At 57.0% G+C, this 21,034-nt stretch carries 17 protein-coding genes and 1 tRNA gene; 12 read left to right on the top strand and 6 right to left on the bottom strand.

The window, feature by feature from the left end; genetic code table 11:
- Positions 1 to 36: 36 nt before the first annotated feature.
- The 5 genes from PU683_RS10260 to yejF all read left to right on the top strand — a co-directional run bounded on the left by PU683_RS10260 (position 37) and on the right by yejF (position 7,221).
- On the top strand, positions 37 to 1,593 hold the full coding sequence (locus tag PU683_RS10260) for a cyclic di-GMP phosphodiesterase (protein ID WP_277171370.1): 1,557 nt from the start codon (positions 37 to 39) through the stop codon (positions 1,591 to 1,593).
- A 93-nt stretch (positions 1,594 to 1,686) separates the two neighbouring features.
- The gene (locus PU683_RS10255) at positions 1,687 to 3,495 is read left to right on the top strand and encodes an extracellular solute-binding protein (protein WP_277171369.1); all 1,809 of its coding nucleotides are present in this window, start codon (positions 1,687 to 1,689) and stop codon (positions 3,493 to 3,495) included.
- 9 nt (positions 3,496 to 3,504) lie between these two features.
- Positions 3,505 to 4,605 carry a microcin C ABC transporter permease YejB gene (gene yejB, locus PU683_RS10250; RefSeq protein ID WP_277171368.1) on the top strand — a complete coding sequence of 367 codons (1,101 nt, stop codon included), beginning with the start codon at positions 3,505 to 3,507 and terminating at the stop codon, positions 4,603 to 4,605.
- On the top strand, positions 4,605 to 5,630 hold the full coding sequence (locus PU683_RS10245) for a microcin C ABC transporter permease (RefSeq protein ID WP_277171367.1): 1,026 nt from the start codon (positions 4,605 to 4,607) through the stop codon (positions 5,628 to 5,630). The genes yejB and PU683_RS10245 overlap by 1 nt, the downstream gene beginning before the upstream one ends.
- A 1-nt stretch (position 5,631) precedes the next feature.
- Positions 5,632 to 7,221, top strand: a complete 1,590-nt coding sequence (gene yejF / locus PU683_RS10240) for a microcin C ABC transporter ATP-binding protein YejF (RefSeq protein WP_277171366.1) — start codon at positions 5,632 to 5,634, stop codon at positions 7,219 to 7,221.
- Positions 7,222 to 7,224: 3 nt separating this feature from the next.
- Here yejF and PU683_RS10235 read toward each other — a convergent pair whose 3' ends face one another.
- The 3 genes from PU683_RS10235 to rsuA all read right to left on the bottom strand — a co-directional run bounded on the left by PU683_RS10235 (position 7,225) and on the right by rsuA (position 9,825).
- A complete protein-coding gene (locus tag PU683_RS10235; protein ID WP_023479706.1) occupies positions 7,225 to 7,569 on the bottom strand; it encodes a YejG family protein in 345 nt (114 codons plus the stop codon).
- A 336-nt stretch (positions 7,570 to 7,905) separates the two neighbouring features.
- Entirely contained in the window at positions 7,906 to 9,099 is a 1,194-nt protein-coding gene (locus PU683_RS10230; RefSeq protein ID WP_277171365.1) for a Bcr/CflA family multidrug efflux MFS transporter, read from the bottom strand.
- 18 nt (positions 9,100 to 9,117) lie between these two features.
- Positions 9,118 to 9,825 (bottom strand): 16S rRNA pseudouridine(516) synthase RsuA, encoded by a 708-nt coding sequence (rsuA, locus tag PU683_RS10225; RefSeq protein ID WP_277171364.1) that lies wholly within the window; start codon positions 9,823 to 9,825, stop codon positions 9,118 to 9,120.
- 147 nt (positions 9,826 to 9,972) lie between these two features.
- On the opposite strand from rsuA, the gene radD reads away from it, so the two are divergent.
- Together radD and rplY are read left to right on the top strand one after the other, a co-directional pair.
- A complete protein-coding gene (radD, locus tag PU683_RS10220) occupies positions 9,973 to 11,733 on the top strand; it encodes a DNA repair helicase RadD (RefSeq protein WP_277174261.1) in 1,761 nt (586 codons plus the stop codon).
- A gap of 124 nt (positions 11,734 to 11,857) precedes the next feature.
- On the top strand, positions 11,858 to 12,142 hold the full coding sequence (rplY, locus tag PU683_RS10215; RefSeq protein WP_277171363.1) for a 50S ribosomal protein L25: 285 nt from the start codon (positions 11,858 to 11,860) through the stop codon (positions 12,140 to 12,142).
- 51 nt (positions 12,143 to 12,193) lie between these two features.
- Here rplY and yejK read toward each other — a convergent pair whose 3' ends face one another.
- Positions 12,194 to 13,201, bottom strand: a complete 1,008-nt coding sequence (gene yejK, locus PU683_RS10210; RefSeq protein WP_277171362.1) for a nucleoid-associated protein YejK — start codon at positions 13,199 to 13,201, stop codon at positions 12,194 to 12,196.
- 133 nt (positions 13,202 to 13,334) lie between these two features.
- Between yejK and PU683_RS10205 the strand changes: the two genes are divergently transcribed.
- The 4 genes from PU683_RS10205 (at position 13,335) to PU683_RS10190 (ending at position 16,329) form a co-directional block, all read left to right on the top strand.
- A complete protein-coding gene (locus tag PU683_RS10205; protein ID WP_277171361.1) occupies positions 13,335 to 13,562 on the top strand; it encodes a YejL family protein in 228 nt (75 codons plus the stop codon).
- Between the two features lie 18 nt (positions 13,563 to 13,580).
- Positions 13,581 to 15,341, top strand: a complete 1,761-nt coding sequence (yejM, locus tag PU683_RS10200) for an LPS biosynthesis-modulating metalloenzyme YejM (RefSeq protein WP_277171360.1) — start codon at positions 13,581 to 13,583, stop codon at positions 15,339 to 15,341.
- Positions 15,342 to 15,417: 76 nt separating this feature from the next.
- A tRNA-Pro gene (locus PU683_RS10195) sits at positions 15,418 to 15,494 on the top strand.
- A gap of 178 nt (positions 15,495 to 15,672) precedes the next feature.
- Positions 15,673 to 16,329, top strand: coding sequence for an epoxyqueuosine reductase QueH (locus PU683_RS10190; RefSeq protein ID WP_187799460.1), 657 nt, complete (start codon positions 15,673 to 15,675; stop codon positions 16,327 to 16,329).
- A 39-nt stretch (positions 16,330 to 16,368) separates the two neighbouring features.
- On the opposite strand, the gene mqo is transcribed toward PU683_RS10190, so the two are convergent.
- Positions 16,369 to 18,024, bottom strand: coding sequence for a malate dehydrogenase (quinone) (mqo, locus tag PU683_RS10185; RefSeq protein ID WP_034812965.1), 1,656 nt, complete (start codon positions 18,022 to 18,024; stop codon positions 16,369 to 16,371).
- 276 nt (positions 18,025 to 18,300) lie between these two features.
- Here mqo and PU683_RS10180 point away from each other — a divergent pair, with 276 nt between their 5' ends.
- Positions 18,301 to 19,536, top strand: coding sequence for a SulP family inorganic anion transporter (locus PU683_RS10180; RefSeq protein ID WP_277171359.1), 1,236 nt, complete (start codon positions 18,301 to 18,303; stop codon positions 19,534 to 19,536).
- On the opposite strand, the gene mgtE is transcribed toward PU683_RS10180, so the two are convergent.
- A complete protein-coding gene (mgtE, locus tag PU683_RS10175; protein WP_277171358.1) occupies positions 19,499 to 20,935 on the bottom strand; it encodes a magnesium transporter in 1,437 nt (478 codons plus the stop codon). The two genes, PU683_RS10180 and mgtE, sit on opposite strands and share 38 nt — an antisense overlap.
- Between the last annotated feature and the right edge of the window lie 99 nt (positions 20,936 to 21,034).

The following is a 21,034-nucleotide window of genomic DNA, read 5'->3' as shown; positions in this document are numbered from 1 at the left end:
CGAAATATGATGAACCGCTAACATAGGCTCAGCATCATGCTTACCCGTAACGTCACCGTTAATCGACGCGTTGTGCTCATCAGCCTGCTGACCGGCGTGCTCGTCGCCCTGCTGGTCGGCGGCATTCAGTTCTGGCTGGAGCAGCAAAAGCGTGAAGCTCGCTACGATACGCTACTGAGCAGTATTCAGGCTTCGTATGCCAGCTACTTCAGCACCATTCGCGCCGCGGCAGAAGCGCTGCACCCGCTTACGCTTAACAGCTGCGAAGAGGCGGCCAGTGAGCTCACTTCCAAAGCCGCCTTCAGCCAGAATGTGCGCGCCTTTCTGTTAATAAAAGATCAGCACGCCTACTGTTCGTCAGCCACCGGCGACATGGATGAGCCGATGAAACAGTTGTTTCCGGAAATTGATATTAATAAAACCACCGATATGGTGATTCTACCCGGCACGCCAATGATGCCGACACAGCCGGTAATAGCGCTCTGGTTCCGCAGCCCGCTGCTGGATAACCGTGGCGTGCTCGCTACGCTCAATATCAACCTCGCACCCTACATGCTTTATACCGCGCAGATCCCCGATCTTAACGGCATTGCGCTCGGCATCGGCGATCGCGCGCTCACCACCTTCTCAAGCCGCCCGCTACCGTTAAGTAACCTGCATCAAAAGCCCTACCTGAGCGCGGAGGTGGAAGGTTCGCCGGTAAGACTCTTTCTCTACGCGGATAAATGGCGGGCGCAAGATCTGCAGTTCGCGCTGCTGCTGGGTGGGATGATCGGCATGCTTGCCGGTCTGCTGACGGCGGCACTCTTAGTTGTCCATTTGCGCCCTGGGCGCGAGATCCTCACCGCGATCAAACGCGACCAGTTCTATGTTGTCTATCAGCCGGTGGTCAGCGGCGCGGAATTGAAAGTCACCGGCCTTGAAGTATTAATGCGCTGGAAGCATCCGACCGCGGGCGAAATCCCGCCCGATGCTTTTATTCATTTTGCTGAAGCACAGCAGTTAATTGTGCCGCTGACCCTGCATCTCTTTAAGCTTGTCGCACGCGATGCGCCGGTTTTAAAAACGCTGCTGCCCGCAGGGGCGAAGATGGGCATCAATATTGCCCCCGGTCATCTTCATGCGCCGAGCTTTAAACAGGATATGCAGCAGTTTGCCCACGCCCTGCCCCCCCACCACTTCAGCGTGGTGCTGGAGATCACCGAGCGCGATATGCTCAAGCATGAAGAGGTTAATGAGATCTTTCAGTGGCTGCGCGATGAGGGGTTTGAGATCGCCATTGATGATTTCGGCACCGGCCATAGCGCGCTGATCTACCTTGAGCGCTTCACCCTCGACTTCCTGAAGATCGATCGCGGTTTTATTAACGCCATCGGCACGGAAACCGTCACTTCACCGGTGCTTGACGCCGTGCTGACGCTGGCGAAGCGGCTCAATATGCTCATCGTGGCGGAAGGGGTGGAGACGCCGGAGCAGGTGCGCTGGCTACGTGAACGCGGCGTGCACTATTTGCAAGGCTACTTTTTTAGCCGCCCGATGACGCTACAGCAGTTTATCGACTGGCGACCGCCGACATTTACTGCCCGGCTGTAGGCGGAAAAAGTTCACAACCGCCGAGCCCTCCCCTATTATTCAAGCAGAAAAAATTCACGCCTCCGTCGCATTGCGGTAAAAGGGATCCAGCAAATGAAGTGTGTGCGCATTGTTGCTCTGTTACTGGCGTTTATCGCCCTCGGCTGCCAGGCGCAGACCATTAAAGAGAGTGACAGCTTTGCGATTATCGGCGAACCGAAATACGCTGTTAATTTTTCCCATTTTGATTATGTAAACCCCGCCGCGCCGAAAGGCGGTAACGTGACGCTCGCCAATATCGGCACCTTTGATAACTTCAACCGTTTCGCCCTGCGCGGCAACCCGGCGGTGCGCACCGATACGCTGTACGACGCCATGTTTACCACCTCCGATGATGAGCCTGGCAGCTACTATCCGCTGATTGCTGAAACCACCCGCTATGCCGATGACTTCTCCTGGATGGAGATCTCGCTCAATCCCCGCGCCCGCTTCCATGACGGCTCGCCGATCCGCGCCAGCGACGTCGCCTTCACCTTTCAGAAGTTTATGACCCAGGGAGTGCCGCAGTTTCGCATTGTCTACAAAGGCACAACGGTAAAAGCCATTTCGCCTTTAACCGTGCGCATTGAGCTGGCGAAGCCGGGCAAAGAGGACATGCTCAGCCTGCTGACGCTGCCGGTCATGCCGGAGAAGTTCTGGAAAGATCATAACCTCAGCGAGCCGCTTGCCCGCCCGTCATTGAGCAGCGGGCCTTATCGCATCAGCAGCTGGCGCATGGGGCAGTATATTGCCTATACCCGCGTACGCGATTACTGGGCCGCCGATCTGCCGGTTAACCGCGGCCGCTGGAACTTTAACAATATTCGCTATGACTACTATCTCGACGACAATGTCGCCTTTGAGGCGTTTAAAGCTGGCTCCTATGATCTGCGCAGCGAAGATAGCCCGAAAAACTGGGCCACGCGCTATATCGGCACCAATTTCGCGCGCGGCTATATCGTTAAAGATGAACAGCCCAACCATTCGGCGCAGGATGCGCGCTGGCTGGCGTTTAATACCCAGCGCCCGGTCTTCGCCGACCGGCGGGTACGTGAAGCAGTGTCGCTGGCCTTCGACTTCGAGTGGATGAACAAAGCCCTCTTCTATGGTGCCTACTCCCGGGCGGACAGCTACTTTATCAACACCGAATATGCCGCGCGCAGCTACCCTGATGCCGATGAGTTAACCCTTCTGGCACCGTTGAAAGATCAGATCCCGCCTGAAGTGTTTACGCAGATCTACTCCCCACCCACCTCCAGCGGTGACGGCTACGATCGCCAGAATCTGCTCAAAGCCGATAAGCTGCTGAACAGCGCCGGCTGGGTGCTGAAGAATCAGCAGCGGGTGAATGCCAAAACCGGCAAGCCGTTTGTGTTTGAACTGCTGCTTCCCTCCGGCGGGAATGTGCAGTGGGTGCTGCCCTTCCAGCACAACCTTGCCCGGCTCGGCATCACCATGGAGCTACGCCAGGTGGATAACTCGCAGGCGACCAACCGCATGCGCAGCCGCGATTACGACATGATGCCGCGTCTGTGGCGCGCGCAGCCGTGGCCGAGCGGCGACCTGCAAATCTCCTGGGGCTCTGCCTATATCGACTCCTCCTACAATGCGCCGGGGGTAAAAAACCCGGCTATCGACACCCTGCTCGCACAGATTGCCCGCTGGCAGGGAAATAAAGAGAAGCTGTTGCCGCTCGGGCGCGCGCTGGATCGCGTGCTGACGTGGAACTATTACATGCTGCCGATGTGGTATATGGCGGCCGATCGCCTTGCTTACTGGGACAAGTTCTCCATGCCCGGCATTCGCCCCGTCTACTCAATTGGGTTTGATACCTGGTGGTATGACGTAAACAAGGCGGCGAAACTCCCCGCCGCCAGACGTTAAGGAGTCGGGATGGGTGCCTATCTCATTCGCCGCTTATTGCTGCTGATCCCCACCCTGTGGGCGATTATTACCATCAACTTTTTTATTGTGCAGGTTGCGCCCGGCGGTCCTGTCGATCAGGCGATTGCCGCCATTGAGTTTGGCGATCAGGGGCGGTTGCCCGGCACCGGCGGAGGGGGAACGGGCGCAGGCCATGCGCGCACCGGCGTCGGCGATGTGCTGACCAACGACAGCCACTATCGCGGCGGGCGCGGCCTCGACCCGCAGGTGATTGAAGAGATAAAGAAGCGCTATGGCTTCGATAAACCGCTCTCCGAGCGCTACTTCAAAATGCTGTGGGATTATGCCCGCTTCGATTTCGGCGACAGCCTGTTTCGTAGCGCCTCGGTGCTGCAACTGATCAAAGAGAGCCTGCCGGTCTCCATCACCCTTGGTCTGTGGGGCACGCTGATTATCTATCTGGTGTCGATCCCGCTAGGGATCCGTAAAGCGGTCTACAGCGGCAGCCGGTTTGATATCTGGAGCAGCGCGCTGATTATTGTCGGCTACGCCATCCCGCCTTTTTTGTTTGCCATTTTGCTGATCATCTTCTTTGCGGGCGGCAGCTACTATGACTTCTTCCCGCTGCGCGGGCTGGTGTCGACAGATTTCGCCACGCTCCCCTGGTATAAACAGGCCGCCGACTATCTCTGGCACATTACCTTGCCGGTGCTGGCGACGGTGATTGGCGGCTTTGCCGCGCTGACGATGCTCACCAAAAACTCCTTTCTGGATGAGATCCGCAAGCAGTATGTGGTGACGGCGCGCGCTAAAGGGGTGAGCGAGCGCAATATCATGCGTAAGCACGTCTTTCGCAACGCCATGCTGCTGGTGATTGCCGGCTTCCCCGCGACTTTTGTCAGCATGTTTTTTACCGGTTCGCTGATGATTGAGGTGATCTTCTCCCTCAACGGTCTCGGCCTGCTGGGCTATGAAGCGACCGTCTCGCGCGATTACCCGGTGATGTTCGGCACGCTCTATATCTTCTCCCTTATCGGCCTGCTGCTGAATATTGTCAGCGATATCACCTATACGCTGGTCGATCCGCGTATCGATTTTGAGGGGCGCTGATGTTTACTCTCAGTTATGTTAACCAGGCGCGCTGGGCGCGTTTTCGCCAGAACCGCCGTGGATACTGGTCGTTATGGATCTTTGTGCTGATTTTTGTCCTGAGCCTCTGCTCGGAGCTGATCGCCAATGATAAGCCGCTGCTGGTGCGCTATCAGGACGAGTGGTTTGTGCCGCTGGTGAAAGAGTACAGCGAAAGCGACTTTGGCGGCCCGCTGGCGACAAGAGCGGATTACCAGGATCCGTGGCTGCAAAAGCAGCTTAACGAGCACGGCTGGGCGCTGTGGGCACCGGTGCGTTTCGGCGCGCGCAGCATTAACTACGCCACGACGCAGCCCTTCCCCTCTCCACCGTCGGCGCAAAACTGGCTCGGTACCGACGCCAACGGCGGCGATGTGCTGGCACGCATTCTCTATGGCACGCGCATCTCGCTGCTGTTTGGCCTGCTGCTGACGCTCAGCTCCAGCGTGATCGGCATCGTGGTCGGTGCCGTGCAGGGTTATTACGGCGGTAAGATCGATCTCTTCGGCCAGCGTTTTATTGAGGTGTGGTCCGGGTTGCCGACGCTGTTCCTGATTATTTTGCTCTCAAGCGTCATCCAGCCCGGCTTCTGGTGGCTGCTCGGTATTACCGTGCTATTCGGCTGGATGACGCTGGTGAGCGTGGTGCGCGCCGAGTTTCTGCGTACGCGCAATTTCGACTATATCCGCGCCGCGCAGGCGATGGGCGTAAGCGATGGCGCGATTATGCTGCGCCATATGCTGCCTAATGCGATGGTGGCGACGCTGACCTTCTTCCCCTTTATTCTGAGCGGCTCGGTCAGCACCCTCACCTCGCTCGATTTTCTCGGTTTCGGGCTGCCGCTCGGCTCCCCTTCGCTTGGCGAACTGCTATTGCAGGGTAAAAATAATTTGCAGGCACCCTGGCTCGGCATTGCGGCATTTATCTCAACGGCGCTGCTGCTGTCGGTGCTGATCTTTATCGGCGAAGCGGTGCGCGACGCGTTTGATCCCAATAAGGCGGTGTAAGATGGCCTCCCCTTTACTGACTATTGACGCCTTAACCATCGCCTTTCGCCAGCAGGCGACCACCCGCACGGTAGTGGAGGATCTCTCGCTGCGTATTGACGCGGGCGAAACGCTGGCGCTGGTGGGCGAGTCCGGCTCCGGCAAGAGCGTCAGCGCATTATCGATCCTGCGCCTGCTCCCCTCGCCGCCGGTGGTCTACCCCTCTGGCGATATTCTGTTTCATGGCAACTCGCTGCTGCATGCCAGTGAGCGCACCCTGCGCGGCGTGCGCGGCAACAAGATCGCCATGATTTTTCAGGAGCCGATGGTCTCGCTCAACCCCCTGCATACGCTGGAAAAGCAGCTCTATGAAGTGCTCTCCCTGCACCGGGGAATGCGCCGGGAAGCGGCGCGGGCAGAGATGCTTGACTGCCTCGACCGTGTCGGCATTCGCAATGCGCGCAGCCGCCTCGGCGATTTCCCCCATCAGCTCTCCGGCGGCGAGCGCCAGCGCGTGATGATCGCTATGGCGCTGTTGACGCGCCCCGAACTGCTGATTGCCGATGAGCCGACCACCGCGCTGGACGTTTCCGTGCAGGCGCAGATCCTCACCCTGCTGCGGGAGCTGCGCGACGAGCTCAACATGGGGCTGCTGTTTATCACCCATAACCTGAATATTGTGCGCAAGCTGGCAGATAACGTGGCGGTAATGCAAAACGGCCGCTGCGTGGAGCAGAACCGTGCGCAAACGCTGTTCAGCGCACCGAATCACCCCTATACGCAAAAGTTGATCAACAGCGAGCCGCACGGTGAACCGGTGCCGCTTCCGCCCACCGTTCGGCCACTGTTGCAGGTGGAAAAACTCGGCGTTAGCTTCCCGGTGCGTAAAGGTATTTTCCGCCGTGTTGTCGCGCAAAATGCGGTGGTGAAAGGGATCTCCTTTAGCCTGCGCGCGGGTGAAACGCTGGGTCTGGTGGGCGAATCCGGCTCCGGGAAAAGCACCACCGGCCTTGCACTGCTGCGGCTGGTCAAGGCCGAGGGCACGATTCTGTTCGACGGAAAGTCGCTCCATGAATGGAGCCGCAAGCAGATGCTGCCGGTGCGCCACCGTATTCAGGTAGTGTTTCAGGATCCCAATTCGGCGCTGAATCCGCGCCTGAATGTGCAGCAGATTATCGAAGAGGGTTTACGTGTGCATCAGCCTGAGCTGTCGCGCGAAGCCCGCGAACAGCGGGTGATCGCAGTGATGCAGGAGGTGGGGCTGGATGCGCAGACGCGCCAGCGCTATCCGGCGGAGTTTTCCGGCGGCCAGCGCCAGCGTATCGCCATTGCCCGGGCGCTTATTATGAAACCGGAGCTGATTATTCTTGATGAACCAACCTCATCGCTGGACCGCACCGTGCAGGCACAGATCCTTGCGCTCCTGAAGTCGCTTCAGCAGACGCACCAGCTGGCTTATATCTTTATCAGTCACGATCTGCATCTGGTGCGCACCCTTTGCCACCAGGTGATGGTGCTCAAACAGGGCGAAGTGGTGGAACAGGGCGAGTGTCGGCAGGTGTTTGACGAACCTCAGCAGGCGTATACACGCCAGCTGCTGTCGCTGAGCTGAGGTTCAGAACGGGTTGTAGTTGGAGAAGGGTTCCGCGATGGCAACGCCGAAGTTTTTCAGGCGGCAGGTCGCGGCAAACTCATCCTGGCTGTGGACAAACAGGCACGGCTCACCTTCGCATTCAACCACCGAGCAGTCTACTTCGATATCGCTGAGCGCCTGGCTGAGTTTATGCATCACCGGCCAGGCGTTATCGCCGTCCGGGCTGAGCAATTTTAGCGCCACCAGCGCGTCATCCGCCGCGTGACCGTTTTGCGGAATCGGTTCAACTTTGGCACCTGCAAAACCCTCTCGCCAGCGATAGCACTGGGGCAAACGGTGGATAATTGAGAGCTGTAATGTATTCACTTTCATTCCCCAGAAGCACTTTCACTTCACAAATATTTCACATCTAGATTAACACACTATTCACATTTCATCCTGCCAGCGGCAGAGAAAAGGTTGCACCCCGCGTAGTGTGTGGGTTTGCCGCGCTTTTATCAGCATGTTTAGACGCGTCGGCAAGCCAACTTTTCGGCTATATGTACCCGTTTATGAGATCTAACTCAACCTTTTTCACTACAAAGATGTGACTTTTTACACGACAGGTTTTTACATAAAAGAAACAAAAAACCCAAAAAGAGAGCGGCTTTTGCCTGAGCTGTCGCCATGCAGGGAGCGGGTTACGCTCCCTGTTGAGGGGGGTTATGCCGCTTTTTTTGTCCGGCTGGCATAGAGATAGAAGAGAACCGAACAGGTGGCGCAAAAGGTCATGGACCAGATCATCGGCCAGGCGGTGTTAAAGGTCGCCAGCGACAGTAACGCGCCGACAATCGCCCCGATGCCGAAACGAAAGGTGCCCGCCAGCGACGAGGCGGTGCCGGCCATATGCGGAAATTCGTCGAGGATCACCGCCATCGCGTTTGATGCCACCAGCGTTACGCAGCCGACGAACGCCGCCACGCCCACTACCAGCGCCCAGAAACCGACATCCAGCAGCGCGGTCACCACCATCCATAACGCCATTACGAACTGGATCCACAGCCCGCTGCGGAACATATTCAGCGCGCCAACCCGGCGCACAAAGCGGCCATTGATGATGGTCAGGATAAACAGGAAGACGATATTAAGCGCAAAGTAGTAGCCAAAATCCTGCGGCGAGACGTGATTGATTTCGATATAAACAAACGGCCCGGCGCTGAGGAAGGAGAACATCCCGGCAAAGCTGAAGCCGCTGGCGAGCATATAGCTGAGCACGCGTTTGTGGCGAAACAGCGAGGCAAAGTTGCCAAGGGTGGTGCGGAAATGGAACTTATGCCGCTTCTCCACCGGTAAGGTTTCACGGATGAAAAAGGCGATCATGCCGGAGGCCAGCAGCGCCGCCAGCGCGAGGATCCAGAAGATGGCGTGCCAGTTGAACCACATCAGCACCGCGCCGCCAATCATCGGCGCCAGCAGCGGCGCGATGGTGGTTACCAGCATGACAAACGACATCATGCGCGAGAACTCTTCGCGCGGGTAGATATCGCGCATCAGGGCGTTGATCACCACGCTGGCTGCCGCGGCGGCGAGGCCGTGCAAAAAGCGCATAAAGATAAGCTGCTCGATACTCTGCGCCAGCGCGCAGGCCACCGCCGCAACGGCGAACACCAGCGTGCCGCCGAGGATCACCGGCTTACGCCCGATGCTGTCTGCCATCGGACCATAAAAGAGCTGGCCGATGGCAAAGCCGAGAATGTAGCTGCTGAGGGTCATCTGCGCGCTACCCGCCGGTACGCCAAACTGCCCGGCAATCACCGGCAAGGCAGGCAGATACATATCAATCGACAGCGGCATAAGCATGGCCAACAGGCCAAGGATAAAGACAATACTCAGTGATGAGTGTGGCCTGCTGGTCACGGCAGCAATCTCCTGAAGTTAGCGGACGGGCATGCCAACGCTGGCAATTTCATCCTCGGTAAGCGCGCGGTACTCCCCCGGCGCGAGGTCGTCATCCAGCCGGATGCCGCCAATACGTTCGCGATGCAGCCCAACAACGTGGTTACCCACGGCAGCAAACATGCGCTTCACCTGGTGATAGCGCCCTTCGCTGATGGTCAGGCGCACCTGCGTCGGCGTAATCACCTCCAGCACGGCGGGCTTGGTGAGATCTTTTTCATTATGCAGCTGGACGCCGTGGGCGAACTGCGCGGCGGTATCCTCTGCAACTGGCGACTCCAGCGTCACCAGGTAGGTCTTTTCGCAGTGGTGGCGCGGGGAGGTAATGCGGTGCGACCACTGACCATCATCGGTCATCAGCACCAGACCGGTAGTGTCGATATCGAGACGCCCCGCGGCGTGAAGCTTGTGCGCGACCGGCTCGTCGAGGAAGTAGAGCACCGTCGGGTGATCGGGATCTTCCGTGGAACAGACATACCCTTCCGGTTTATGCAGCATAAAATAGCGCGGGCCGGTCTGCTGAACGAGGGTATTACCGTTGTACTCAACCTCGTGTTCCGGTTGCAGTTTAAAGGCGGCATCGCGAACGATATCGCCGTCGACCGTAACGCGGCTACCGCGGATTTCGCGCCCGGCAATGGCGCGGCTTACGCCAAGCTGCTGAGCGATAAACTTATCAAGTCGCATGAAATTTTCTGGCCTGTATGGTGCTGAATGGGGGCAATGCGCCCACAAAAGAGATGAACAGCCTGAAGTATAACGAGCATCATAAACCGCTTAAAGCAAAGTTTCGTGGCATACTGTCTGCCGTCAATCTGTAACGCCGTTGAGACAATGACTTTTACGCTACGCCCCTACCAACGTGAAGCGGTGGATGCCACCCTCGCCCATTTTCGTCAACACGCTGAACCTGCGGTGATTGTGCTGCCGACCGGTGCCGGCAAAAGCCTGGTGATTGCCGAACTGGCACGCCTCGCGCGCGGCCGCGTGCTGGTGCTGGCCCATGTGAAAGAGCTGGTTGCGCAGAACCATGCCAAATATATCGCCCTGGGACTGGAAGCCGATATTTTCGCCGCCGGCCTGAAGCGCAAGCAGAGCCACGGCAAAGTGGTGTTCGGCAGCGTGCAATCGGTGGCGCGCAACCTGGATCAGTTCCAGGGGGAGTTCTCCTTGTTGGTGGTAGATGAGTGCCACCGCATCAGCGATGACGACGATAGCCAGTATCAGCAAATTCTTTCCCATCTAAAGGAGGTGAACCCGCGCATTCGCCTGCTCGGCCTGACGGCAACCCCGTTTCGCCTCGGTAAAGGCTGGATTTATCGCTTTCATTATCACGGCATGGTGCGCGGGGATGAAAAGGCGCTGTTCCGCGACTGTATTTATGAACTGCCGCTGCGCTATATGATCAAGCACGGTTATCTGACCCCGCCGGAACGGCTGGATATGCCGGTGGTGCAGTACGACTTCAGCCGCTTACAGACGCAGAGCAACGGCCTGTTCAGTGAAGCAGAGCTGAACCGCGAACTGAAGAAGCAGAAGCGCATTACGCCACACATTGTCAGCCAGATTGTTGAGTTTGCGCAGACGCGCAAAGGGGCGATGATTTTTGCCGCCACGGTGGAGCACGCCCGCGAGATTACCGGCCTGCTGCCTGCGGACGACGCGGCGCTGATCACCGGTGAAACGCCCGGCCCGCAGCGCGATGAATTAATTGAAGCTTTTAAACAGCAGCGGTTCCGTTTTCTGGTCAACGTCGCGGTGCTGACCACCGGCTTTGATGCACCGCATGTCGATCTGATTGCCATTTTGCGCCCGACGGAATCCGTCAGCCTCTATCAGCAAATTGTGGGTCGAGGCCTGCGCCTGGCGCCGGGGAAAACCGACTGTCTGATCCTTGATTACGCGGGTAACCCGCACGACCTCTACGCCCCGGAGATTGGCGCACCAAAAGGTAAAAGCGATAACGTGCCGGTGCAGGTCTTCTGCCCGGGCTGCGGCTTTGCCAACACTTTCTGGGGCAAAACCACCGCTGACGGCACGCTGATTGAGCACTTTGGCCGCCGCTGCCAGGGCTGGTTTGAAGATGATGACGGGCATCGCGAACAGTGCGATTACCGCTTCCGCTTTAAAAACTGCCCGCACTGCAACGCAGAGAATGATATCGCCGCCCGCCGCTGCCGCAGCTGCGATGCCATCCTTGTCGACCCGGACGATATGCTGAAAGCAGCGCTGAAGCTGAAAGATGCGTTGGTGCTGCGCTGCAGCGGTATGACGCTCCAGCACGGCGCGGATGAGAAAGGTGAATGGCTGAAAATCACCTACTACGATGAAGATGGCGCGGATGTCAGCGAGCGCTTTCGTTTACAGACCCCGGCGCAGCGCACCGCCTTTGAGCAGCTCTTTATGCGCCCGCATACGCGCACGCCCGGCGTGCCGTTACGCTGGATTGTGGCGGCGGATATTGTCGCCCGCCAGGCGCTGCTGCGCCACCCCGATTTTGTCGTTGCGCGGCTCAAGGGCCAGTACTGGCAGGTGCGGGAAAAAGTGTTTGATTACGAAGGTCGTTTCCGCCGGGCGCATGAATTACGCGGCTAAGTGCACTTTTGATTGATGTATCAATCATTAGGGGATAGAATACCGCCCGCTTTTGCATCCGCAAAGCCGATCATCTGCCTGTTGCTGGGTCGCCTGTAACAGGATTTATTTAAGAGAGATTTAAATGTTTACTATCAACGCAGAAGTACGTAAAGAGCAGGGTAAGGGTGCGAGCCGCCGCCTGCGCACCGCGAACAAGTTCCCGGCTATCGTCTACGGTGGAACTGAAGCGCCGATCGCTATCGAACTGGATCACGACAAAGTGTGGAACATGCAGGCTAAGCCTGACTTCTACAGCGAAGTTCTGACCCTGGCTATCGATGGCAAAGAAGTTAAAGTCAAAATTCAGGCTGTTCAGCGTCACGCGTTCAAGCCTAAACTGACTCACATCGACTTCGTTCGCGCGTAATCGCTGACAAGTTGAAGAAAAAACCCCGCTCCGGCGGGGTTTTTTTATGGCCTATTTTCCGCCGCTCAGCCGACGCTGCAGCTGATCGCGCAGGTTCGGCGGCGTGCCTTTAATGGTCAGCGTATCGGTAGCCGGATCCCAGAAGATGCGCTCGCCAAGCAGCAGCGCATCAAAATTGATGGTCAGCCCGCCTCCGCTGCCGGCATATTTGGTTAGCTGCCGCAACGTGCTGCGATCCGCCGGGAAGCTCTCTTCCAGCTCGTAGCCCTGGCCTGCGGTAAACTCTTCAAAGCTCACTTCGCTTACGCCCGCCAGCTCTTTTGAGAGCGACGCCAGCTCAATCTCCTCGCCCGCCTGCAGCTGCTCGTTACAGTAGGTATAGACCTGCTGACGCACGGTTTGACGCTCGGATTTATCAAGCTCTGCCTGGGCGGTAAAATCGTCGACCGCCTGCAGCAGCCCACGGTTCTGCGCTTTTGCATTCAGCCCTTCGCTGGCGCCGAGGAAATCCATAAAGAAATCCGCAACCTTGCGTCCTACCCGCCCTTTCAGGAAGGTAAGGTAACGCGTTGACTCCGGGTTGGTCTCCCACTCGGTTAAGTCGACGCGCGCAACGATATCGGCGTGATTGATATCGAGATAGTGGGTCGAGCTGATATCGAGGTTTTCATTGACGCGCATGCTGCTTAAGTTGTTCAGCACCGCAACCAACAGATACTCCACCGCCAGATAACGGTAGTGGCAAAACAGCACAATACCGCCGTCGGCAAAGGGGTATTTCGCCAGTTCATCACGTAAGCGCCCGGTCGCTGCGCGGCTGAAGGCCAGAAATGCCTCTTCGCCCTGACGTTGCAGACGCAGCGCCTGTGCCAGCTCGCTCTCTTCATTAAACAGGCCATAGGCTTTACTTTTTGCGCTATAGACCCGGTGCAGTTCTGCCACCATCTCTTCGACGGGCGGGGTGGGTTCGAGCAAAGAATCGCGCAGCACCAGTTCAAGGGTTTGCTCATCGCGCTTGATAAGCTGGTGCAGGGCAATCTGGTTGATGTCCAGACTCATGATAAACTCTCCTTTTTGACCGGCGGTATTCAACCACCACCAACGCCGCGGTGCAACTGCTGATAAAAAAGCAGAAAAAAAGCTCTTGCTACGGTAAGATGTTGCCCTTTCATGAAGAGACTGATTTCGATTTATGCCACAAATCTCCCGCTACAGTGATGAACACGTTGAACAGCTGCTCAGTGAGCTGGCCAACGTACTGGAAAAACACAAAGCACCGGCCGACCTCTCGTTAATGGTGCTGGGCAATATGGTGACCAACCTGATTAACAGCAGCGTCGCCCCCGCGCAGCGTCAGGCCATCGCGACATCGTTCGCCAGGGCACTGCAATCGTCCATTGGCGACGACAAAGCGCACTAAGGGAAATCACAACAGTTTATGGTGACTAATCGTCAACGCTACCGTGAAAAAGTCTCCCAGATGGTAAGCTGGGGGCACTGGTTCGCGCTGTTCAACATTTTGTTGTCCATCGTGCTCGGTAGCCGTTACCTGTTTGTTGCCGACTGGCCGACCACGCTCTCCGGGCGTGTTTACTCCTGGCTGAGCCTGGTGGGCCACTTCAGCTTCGTGGTGTTCGCCACCTATCTGCTGATCCTCTTCCCGCTGACCTTTATTGTGATGTCGCAGCGGCTGATGCGCGTGCTCTCGGCGATCCTCGCCACCGCAGGCATGACGCTGCTGCTTATCGACAGCGAAGTCTTTACCCGTTTTCACCTGCACCTTAATCCGGTGGTCTGGGAGCTGGTCATTAACCCCGATCAGAACGAGATGGCCCGCGACTGGCAGCTGATGTTTATCAGCGTGCCGATCATTTTGTTGATTGAGATGCTGTTTGCCACCTGGAGCTGGCAGAAGCTGCGCAGCCTCACGCGCCGTCGCCACTTTGCCAAACCGGTGGCCGCCCTCTTTTTCGTCTCCTTTATTGCCACCCATGTGATGTATATCTGGGCAGATGCCAACTTCTATCGCCCGATCACCATGCAGCGCGCCAATCTGCCGCTCTCTTATCCGATGACTGCGCGCCGCTTCCTCGAAAAACATGGTCTGCTGGATGCGCAGGATTACCAGCGTCGGCTGGTGGAGCAAGGTAACCCGGAAGCGGTATCGGTACAGTATCCGTTAAGCGATCTGCGCTATCTCGATATGGGCTCCGGGCAGAATGTGCTGCTGATTACCGTTGATGGCCTGAACTACGCCCGTTACGAAAAACAGATGCCACAGCTGGCGAGCTTTGCCGGGCAGAATGTTAACTTTACCCAGCATATGAGCGCCGGGAATAGTGCCGATAACGGCTACTTCGGCCTCTTCTACGGCATTTCGCCGAGCTATATGGATGGCGTGATGTCGGCGCGCATTCCGGCTGCGCTGATCACCGCCCTGAATCAGCAGGGCTACCAGCTGGGCCTCTTCTCCTCCGATGGCTTCAGCAGCCCGCTCTATCGCCAGGCGCTGCTCTCTGATTTCTCGCTGCCGGCGGCGAAAAGCCAGAGTGATGCGCAGACCGCCGATCAGTGGATCAACTGGCTGTCCCATGACGCGCAGGAAGATACCCGCTGGTTCTCATGGGTCTCCCTCAACGGCACCGCCGCGCTTGAGACCGACACCCCAGGCTTTGCGCGTAAGTACAGCCGGGCTGCCGCCGATGTGGATGCGCAGATTGCCCGCGTGCTGGATGCGCTGCGCGCGTCCGGGAAAATGGACAACACGGTGGTGGTGATCACCGCCGGTCGCGGCATTCCGGCCGATCAGCAGGACTCGACCTTTGACTGGTCGCGCAGCCGCCTGCATGTTCCGCTGGTTGTGCACTGGCCTGGTACGCCTGCGCAGCGTATTACCCGACTGACGGATCATCAGGATGTGATGACCACCCTGATGCAGCGTCTGCTGCATGTCAGCACCCCGGCCAATGAGTATTCGCAGGGGCAGGATCTCTTTACCGCTACGCGCCGCCATAACTGGGTGACCGCCGCGAACAACAATACGCTGGCGATTACCACGCCGCAGATGACGCTGGTGCTCGATCAGAATGGTAACTACAAGTCCTGGGATGCGCAGGGTGAGAAGATCCACGATCAGAAACCGCAGCTCAGTTTACTGCTGCAGGTGCTGACCGATGAAAAACGGTTTATCGCTAACTGATTGATTATTTATGAATCACTCAGCCTGTCCCGCTCTTGCAATCGGGCAAGAAACGGGTAGTATTAGCGCCACATGTCGGCACGTAGCGCAGCCTGGTAGCGCACTGTCATGGGGTGTCAGGGGTCGGAGGTTCAAATCCTCTCGTGCCGACCAAAATTCCCCGCCGTGTTGCCTGCTTCACTCGGGCAAGACGAGAAAAAACAGCAAGTTATTTTAACTTGCTGTTTTTTTTGCCCGTGAAAAAGTCTTTCGATCGGCAAACGGGTAAGCAATTCGTAATCAGGATGTTAACATAGAGACAAATTCATGCCTGTTATGATGAGTGAAACCTATGTCCGACTTAAACCGTCCACAACTCCAGCTGCCCAACGGGGCCGATAAACTGCTGCTCCACTCCTGCTGCGCACCCTGCTCGGGTGAAGTGATGGAAGCGATCCAGGCTTCCGGTATCGACTACACCATCTTCTTCTATAACCCGAACATCCATCCGCAAAAAGAGTATGAACTGCGCAAAGAGGAGAATATCCGCTTTGCTGAGAAGCACGGCGTGCCCTTTGTCGACGCGGATTATGACACCGACAACTGGTTCGAGCGGGCGAAAGGGATGGAGTGGGAGCCTGAGCGCGGCGTGCGCTGCACAATGTGTTTTGATATGCGCTTTGAGCGTACGGCGCTCTATGCCCATGAGCACGGCTTCAAAGCTATCAGCAGTTCGCTGGGCATTTCTCGCTGGAAAAATATGCAGCAAATCAATGACTGCGGCCAGCGCGCGGCGGCGCACTATCCGGAAATGGTCTACTGGGACTACAACTGGCGCAAGCAGGGCGGCTCGGCAAGGATGATTGAGATCAGCAAACGGGAGCGCTTCTATCAGCAGGAGTACTGCGGCTGCGTCTACTCTTTGCGTGACAGCAATCTGCACCGTAAATCTCAGGGCCGACCACTGATTAAAATTGGCAAGCTCTATTACGGGGACGATCAGGAATAGAGATGAAAAATCCCGGCCATCTGGCCGGGATTTTCTGCGTTACAGCGCGATATCCGCAACCTGCTCATCATCGTGATGCGGCTGCGCCACCGGCTTCTGCACCGGCGGCGTAATGTCCGCAACCATCGATTCGTCACACTTCAGACCCAGGATTTCACTGGTGTAGCGCAGCTCGGCGTCGGCGGCTTCGATATTGCCATTCAGCTCGGTACCGAACGAGGGAATAATCTCCCGGAGCTTAGTTTGCCAGGCTTCTGAAGCGAAACGCTCAGTAAACACCTTCTCCATCAGTTCGAGCATGATCGGCGCTGCGGTTGACGCACCCGGTGATGCGCCAAGTAGTGCGGCAATGGTCCCCTCTTTGTCACTGACCACTTCTGTGCCCAGGCGTAGCACGCCGCCTTTACCGGCTTCACGCTTGATAATCTGCACCCGCTGCCCTGCCTGCCACAAACGCCAGTCCTCTTTTTGCGCCAGCGGATAGTATTCACGCAGGGCATCAAAACGGTCATCCTCATTCTGCAGCACCTGGTTCACCAGGTATTTCACCAGGCTGAAGTTGGTCATCCCGACCGTCAGCATCGGCAAAATATTGGATGAATTGGTTGAACGCAGCAGATCCCACAGCGATCCGTTTTTCAAAAAACGCGTGGAGAAGGTGGCGAATGGCCCGAAGAGCAGCACCCGTTTGCCATCAATAATGCGCGTATCGATATGCGGCACCGACATCGGCGGCGCACCAACGGTCGCCTGACCATACACTTTCGCCAGATGGTGATTCACCACCGCCGGATCTTCCGCCACCAGGAACTGTCCACCCACCGGGAAACCGGCATAATCGGCGGCTTCCGGAATACCGGATTGCTGTAACAGCTTCAGCGCCGCCCCGCCGGCACCGATAAAGATAAATTTTGCTTTGATTACCTGCTCAGCACCGCTGTTCAGGTTATGCAGGGTCACGCTCCAGCTCTGGTCAGCATTGCGCTTCAAACCGCGCACTTCGGTAGCGAGTTGCAGGGCAAAGTTTGCTTTCTTCTGCAGCGAGCCGATCATCTGGCGCGTCAGTTCACCAAAGTTAACATCGGTGCCAATCTCCGTGCGCGTGGCAGCAATTTTTTGCGTGGCATCGCGCCCTTCCATCACCAATGGTGCCCACTGTTTGATCTGCTCAGGATCTTCGGAGTAGCGCATGCCGCGAAACAGGGAGCACTGCTGCAGCGCTTTATAGCGCGCGCGCAGGAAGTTGACGTTATCGTCGCCCCAGACGAGGCTCATATGCGGCACAGTATTGATAAAGGAGCGCGGGTCGCGCAGCACACCGCTCTTCACCTGGTGCGCCCAGAACTGGCGAGAGATGCGAAACGCTTCGTTGATCTCAATCGCTTTTTTGATGCTGACAGAGCCGTCCGCGCTGCGGGGGGTGTAGTTGAGTTCCATCAGGGCGGCATGCCCTGTACCGGCGTTGTTCCAGCCGTTTGAACTCTCTTGCGCCAGGGCGTCGAGACGCTCCACCATCGTAATTGACCAGTCCGGTTCAAGATCCGAAAGCCAGGTTCCCAACGTGGCACTCATGATCCCACCACCGATTAAAAGCACATCTGTTTCCTGCTCTTTCGATGCGGACGCATCTGCTGCTTTTGAGACAGCATTAAGCCCGACAGCCATCGAAAACAGCCTGGCAGTCATTCTTTTCATGATGAAATTGCCTTACTTTTAGTGCTGCTTTATTCGCATTTATAGAGGGTTAAATCGTTAGCTCGTCTAACGTAGCACTTAAAAGTCGAGATTTAAATAATGTTTAAACATTAAATAATAATTATATAAATGTTACTAATAAGTTGCTTTTATGCATTAGTTTTAACACTAATTGTTGCCCGCGTACCGTCTGAATCTGCTATTATTCTGCGCTTTGCCAAACGCATGGATGCCGTTTGCCTCTACTTTTATGGCACTCTCCACTCGCGGAACGTTATGACCGACAAAACTCTCCCCTCCTCTTCTCAGGTAAGCGCCGTACTGCGCTCGCCGAAGCTGTTTACACGTGAAATTTTAGCCGGTGTCATTACTGCGCTGGCGCTGATCCCGGAAGTGATCTCCTTCTCGGTGATTGCCGGCGTTGACCCGAAAGTGAGCCTGATCGCCTCGGTTGTGCTCTGCTTCGCGATGTCCATTCTGGGCGGTCGTCCGGCGATGGTGACAGCAGCCGCCGGGTCAGTCGCACTGGTTATCGGTCCGATGGTTAATCAAAATGGGGTGGAATACATTTTGCCTGCGGTATTACTGGCGGGTGTGATCCAGATTATCTTCGGCGTGACCGGCATGGCACGGCTGATGCGATTTATCCCTCATGCGGTGATGACCGGGTTTGTTAACGCCCTCGGTATTCTGATCTTCTTTGCCCAGGTACCCCACTTCTGGAGTAAAAATCCGCTTATTCTGGCGCTCTTCGCCCTGACGCTGCTGATTGTGCTGTGGCTACCGCGCTGGCTGAAAAGTGTGCCTGCGCCGCTGGTCGCCATTGTCGTGCTCACCGCCTATACCATCTTTAGCGGCCAGCTGTTACCGACCGTGGGCGATGAAGGCCCGATGCAGGGCGGCCTGCCGGGGCTGACCGCCTGGCTGGTGCCGTTTAACTTGCATACGCTGAGCATTATCTGGCCCTGCGCGCTGAGCATTGCCTTTGTCGGGCTGATGGAGTCGCTGCTGACCGCCAAACTGGTCGACGATTTAACGCATACGCCATCGAATAAGGGGCGTGAAAGTGCCGGGCTTGGCATCGCCAATATTCTTGCCGGTTTCTATGGCGGCATCGCGGGTTGCGCAATGATTGGACAAACCATCGTTAACGTGGAGATGGGCAAAGGCCGCACGCGCCTCTCAACCGTTGCCGCCGCGCTGGTATTGCTGCTGCTGGTGACGGCGCTAAGTGAAGTGATGGCGAAAATCCCGATGGTGGTGCTGGCCGGGATTATGGTGATTGTCGCCTTCAAGACCTTTAACTGGGGAAGCCTCAAGCCAGACAACCTGAAGCAGGCGCCTTTCGTCGAGAGCGTGGTGATGGTGATAACGGTGATAGCGACCGTCAGCACCGGCAACCTGGCGATTGGCGTGGTTGCCGGGGTGATAGCGCTGGCGATTACACCGGCGAAGTGGCGGGAAAAGTCGCTGTTTACAGCAAGAAAAGCGTCGCCAGACCCAGAAAAATAAAGAAGCCACCGGTGTCGGTAATGGCGGTGATCATCACGCTGGAGCCGACCGCCGGGTCGCGCCCCAGCCGGATCATGAGCATCGGGATCAGCACCCCCATTAATGCCGCCATCAGCAGGTTTAGCACCATCGCCAGCATCATCACGCCACCCAGCGCCGGGTCGCCATACAGCCACCAGGTGATGCAGCCCATCAGGCCGCCCCACACCACGCCGTTGATTAACGCGACGCCCATTTCGCGCAGAATAAGAAACGAGAAGTTGCCCGGCTGAATGTTTTGCAACGCCAGGGCACGCACAATCATGGTGATGGTTTGATTGCCGGTGTTACCGCCAATACCGGCAACAATCGGCATCAACGAGGCCAGCGCCACCAGTTGCGAGATGGTGTGTTCAAAACCATCAATCACACGTGAGGCAATAAACGCGGTACAGAGGTTAAGCGCCAGCCATGCCCAGCGTGACTTAACCGCTTTGGTGACGGGCGCAAACACATCCTCTTCGGCACTCAGGCCACCCATCTGACGCATATCGTTATCGGTCTCTTCATAGACCACGTCGAGGATCTCATCGACGGTCAGGCGCCCCATCAGAGTGCCGTTCTCATCAACCACCGCTGCGCTAAGCAGGTTGTCACGCTCAAAGGTGCGCGCGACACGCTCCGCCTCCTCTTCCGGCAGGAAGGTGATGGGATCGCTCTCCATCACTTCGCCTACTTCACGATCGGTGGCGTTAATGAGCAGGGCTTGCAGCGTCAGCTCACCAGTAAGGCGGTTGTCGCGATCGACAACAAACAGCTTGTCGGTGTTCTCCGGCATCTTTCCCAGGCGGCGTAAGTAGCGCTGAACGGCTGCCAGCGTAACCTCCGCGCGGATGGTGATCACCTCAAACTCCATGATCGCGCCGACGCAGTTTTTGCCGTAACGCATCACCTGGCGCACCCGCGCGCGCTCTTTCGGCGGCAGCGTTGCCATCATGCGCCCGGTCAGGTTGCGCGGAAGATGCTGCACCAGGTAGATCTGCTCATCAATATTGAGGGTCTCCAGCGCATCCAGCAATGCGCGGTCACTCATCTCATCAATCAGATCGTCCCAGACATTTTCCGAGGCTTCGAGCAGCACCTTGCCGCGCTTGTCATCTTCAATCACCCGCCACAGCGCATGGCGTTCCATCACTGGCAGCGCTTCGAGGGTATCGGCCAGGTCCGGCGGCGGCAGATGGGAGGCGAGCGCGCGAACTTCAAGCAGATGCTGATCGAGCACCTCACTGTTCACCTGCTCCACCAGCGTGATTTCGCCCAACAGCGTGGCGGTCAGGGCTTTATGGGTAGTGAGCAACCAGATAAGACGCGCGCGCTCTTCTTCGCGCAGTTTGACACTGTTCTTTTTAATAACCGGCATGACAATCCTGAATCGAAAGCGCCCTCTTATCCGGGCGGAATAGCCTTAAGCATAGCGCCAGGCGCGAAAAAAAGGCTCAACGGTGGGGTTGTTTGGATA

This window comes from Candidatus Kosakonia sp. 282A-S69 (assembly GCF_029433855.1).
Taxonomy (GTDB): Bacteria; Pseudomonadota; Gammaproteobacteria; order Enterobacterales; family Enterobacteriaceae; genus Kosakonia; species Kosakonia cowanii_A.
This window is presented reverse-complemented; position numbering and strand designations above follow the sequence as displayed.

Coding starts and splice junctions, on each gene's coding strand:
- PU683_RS10260 (WP_277171370.1), top strand. CDS start 37: ATGCTTACCCGTAACGTCACCGTTAATCGACGCGTTGTGCTCATCAGC.
- PU683_RS10255 (WP_277171369.1), top strand. CDS start 1,687: ATGAAGTGTGTGCGCATTGTTGCTCTGTTACTGGCGTTTATCGCCCTC.
- yejB (WP_277171368.1), top strand. CDS start 3,505: ATGGGTGCCTATCTCATTCGCCGCTTATTGCTGCTGATCCCCACCCTG.
- PU683_RS10245 (WP_277171367.1), top strand. CDS start 4,605: ATGTTTACTCTCAGTTATGTTAACCAGGCGCGCTGGGCGCGTTTTCGC.
- yejF (WP_277171366.1), top strand. CDS start 5,632: ATGGCCTCCCCTTTACTGACTATTGACGCCTTAACCATCGCCTTTCGC.
- rsuA (WP_277171364.1), bottom strand. CDS start 9,825: ATGCGACTTGATAAGTTTATCGCTCAGCAGCTTGGCGTAAGCCGCGCC.
- radD (WP_277174261.1), top strand. CDS start 9,973: ATGACTTTTACGCTACGCCCCTACCAACGTGAAGCGGTGGATGCCACC.
- rplY (WP_277171363.1), top strand. CDS start 11,858: ATGTTTACTATCAACGCAGAAGTACGTAAAGAGCAGGGTAAGGGTGCG.
- yejK (WP_277171362.1), bottom strand. CDS start 13,201: ATGAGTCTGGACATCAACCAGATTGCCCTGCACCAGCTTATCAAGCGC.
- PU683_RS10205 (WP_277171361.1), top strand. CDS start 13,335: ATGCCACAAATCTCCCGCTACAGTGATGAACACGTTGAACAGCTGCTC.
- yejM (WP_277171360.1), top strand. CDS start 13,581: ATGGTGACTAATCGTCAACGCTACCGTGAAAAAGTCTCCCAGATGGTA.
- PU683_RS10190 (WP_187799460.1), top strand. CDS start 15,673: ATGTCCGACTTAAACCGTCCACAACTCCAGCTGCCCAACGGGGCCGAT.
- mqo (WP_034812965.1), bottom strand. CDS start 18,024: ATGAAAAGAATGACTGCCAGGCTGTTTTCGATGGCTGTCGGGCTTAAT.
- PU683_RS10180 (WP_277171359.1), top strand. CDS start 18,301: ATGACCGACAAAACTCTCCCCTCCTCTTCTCAGGTAAGCGCCGTACTG.
- mgtE (WP_277171358.1), bottom strand. CDS start 20,935: ATGCCGGTTATTAAAAAGAACAGTGTCAAACTGCGCGAAGAAGAGCGC.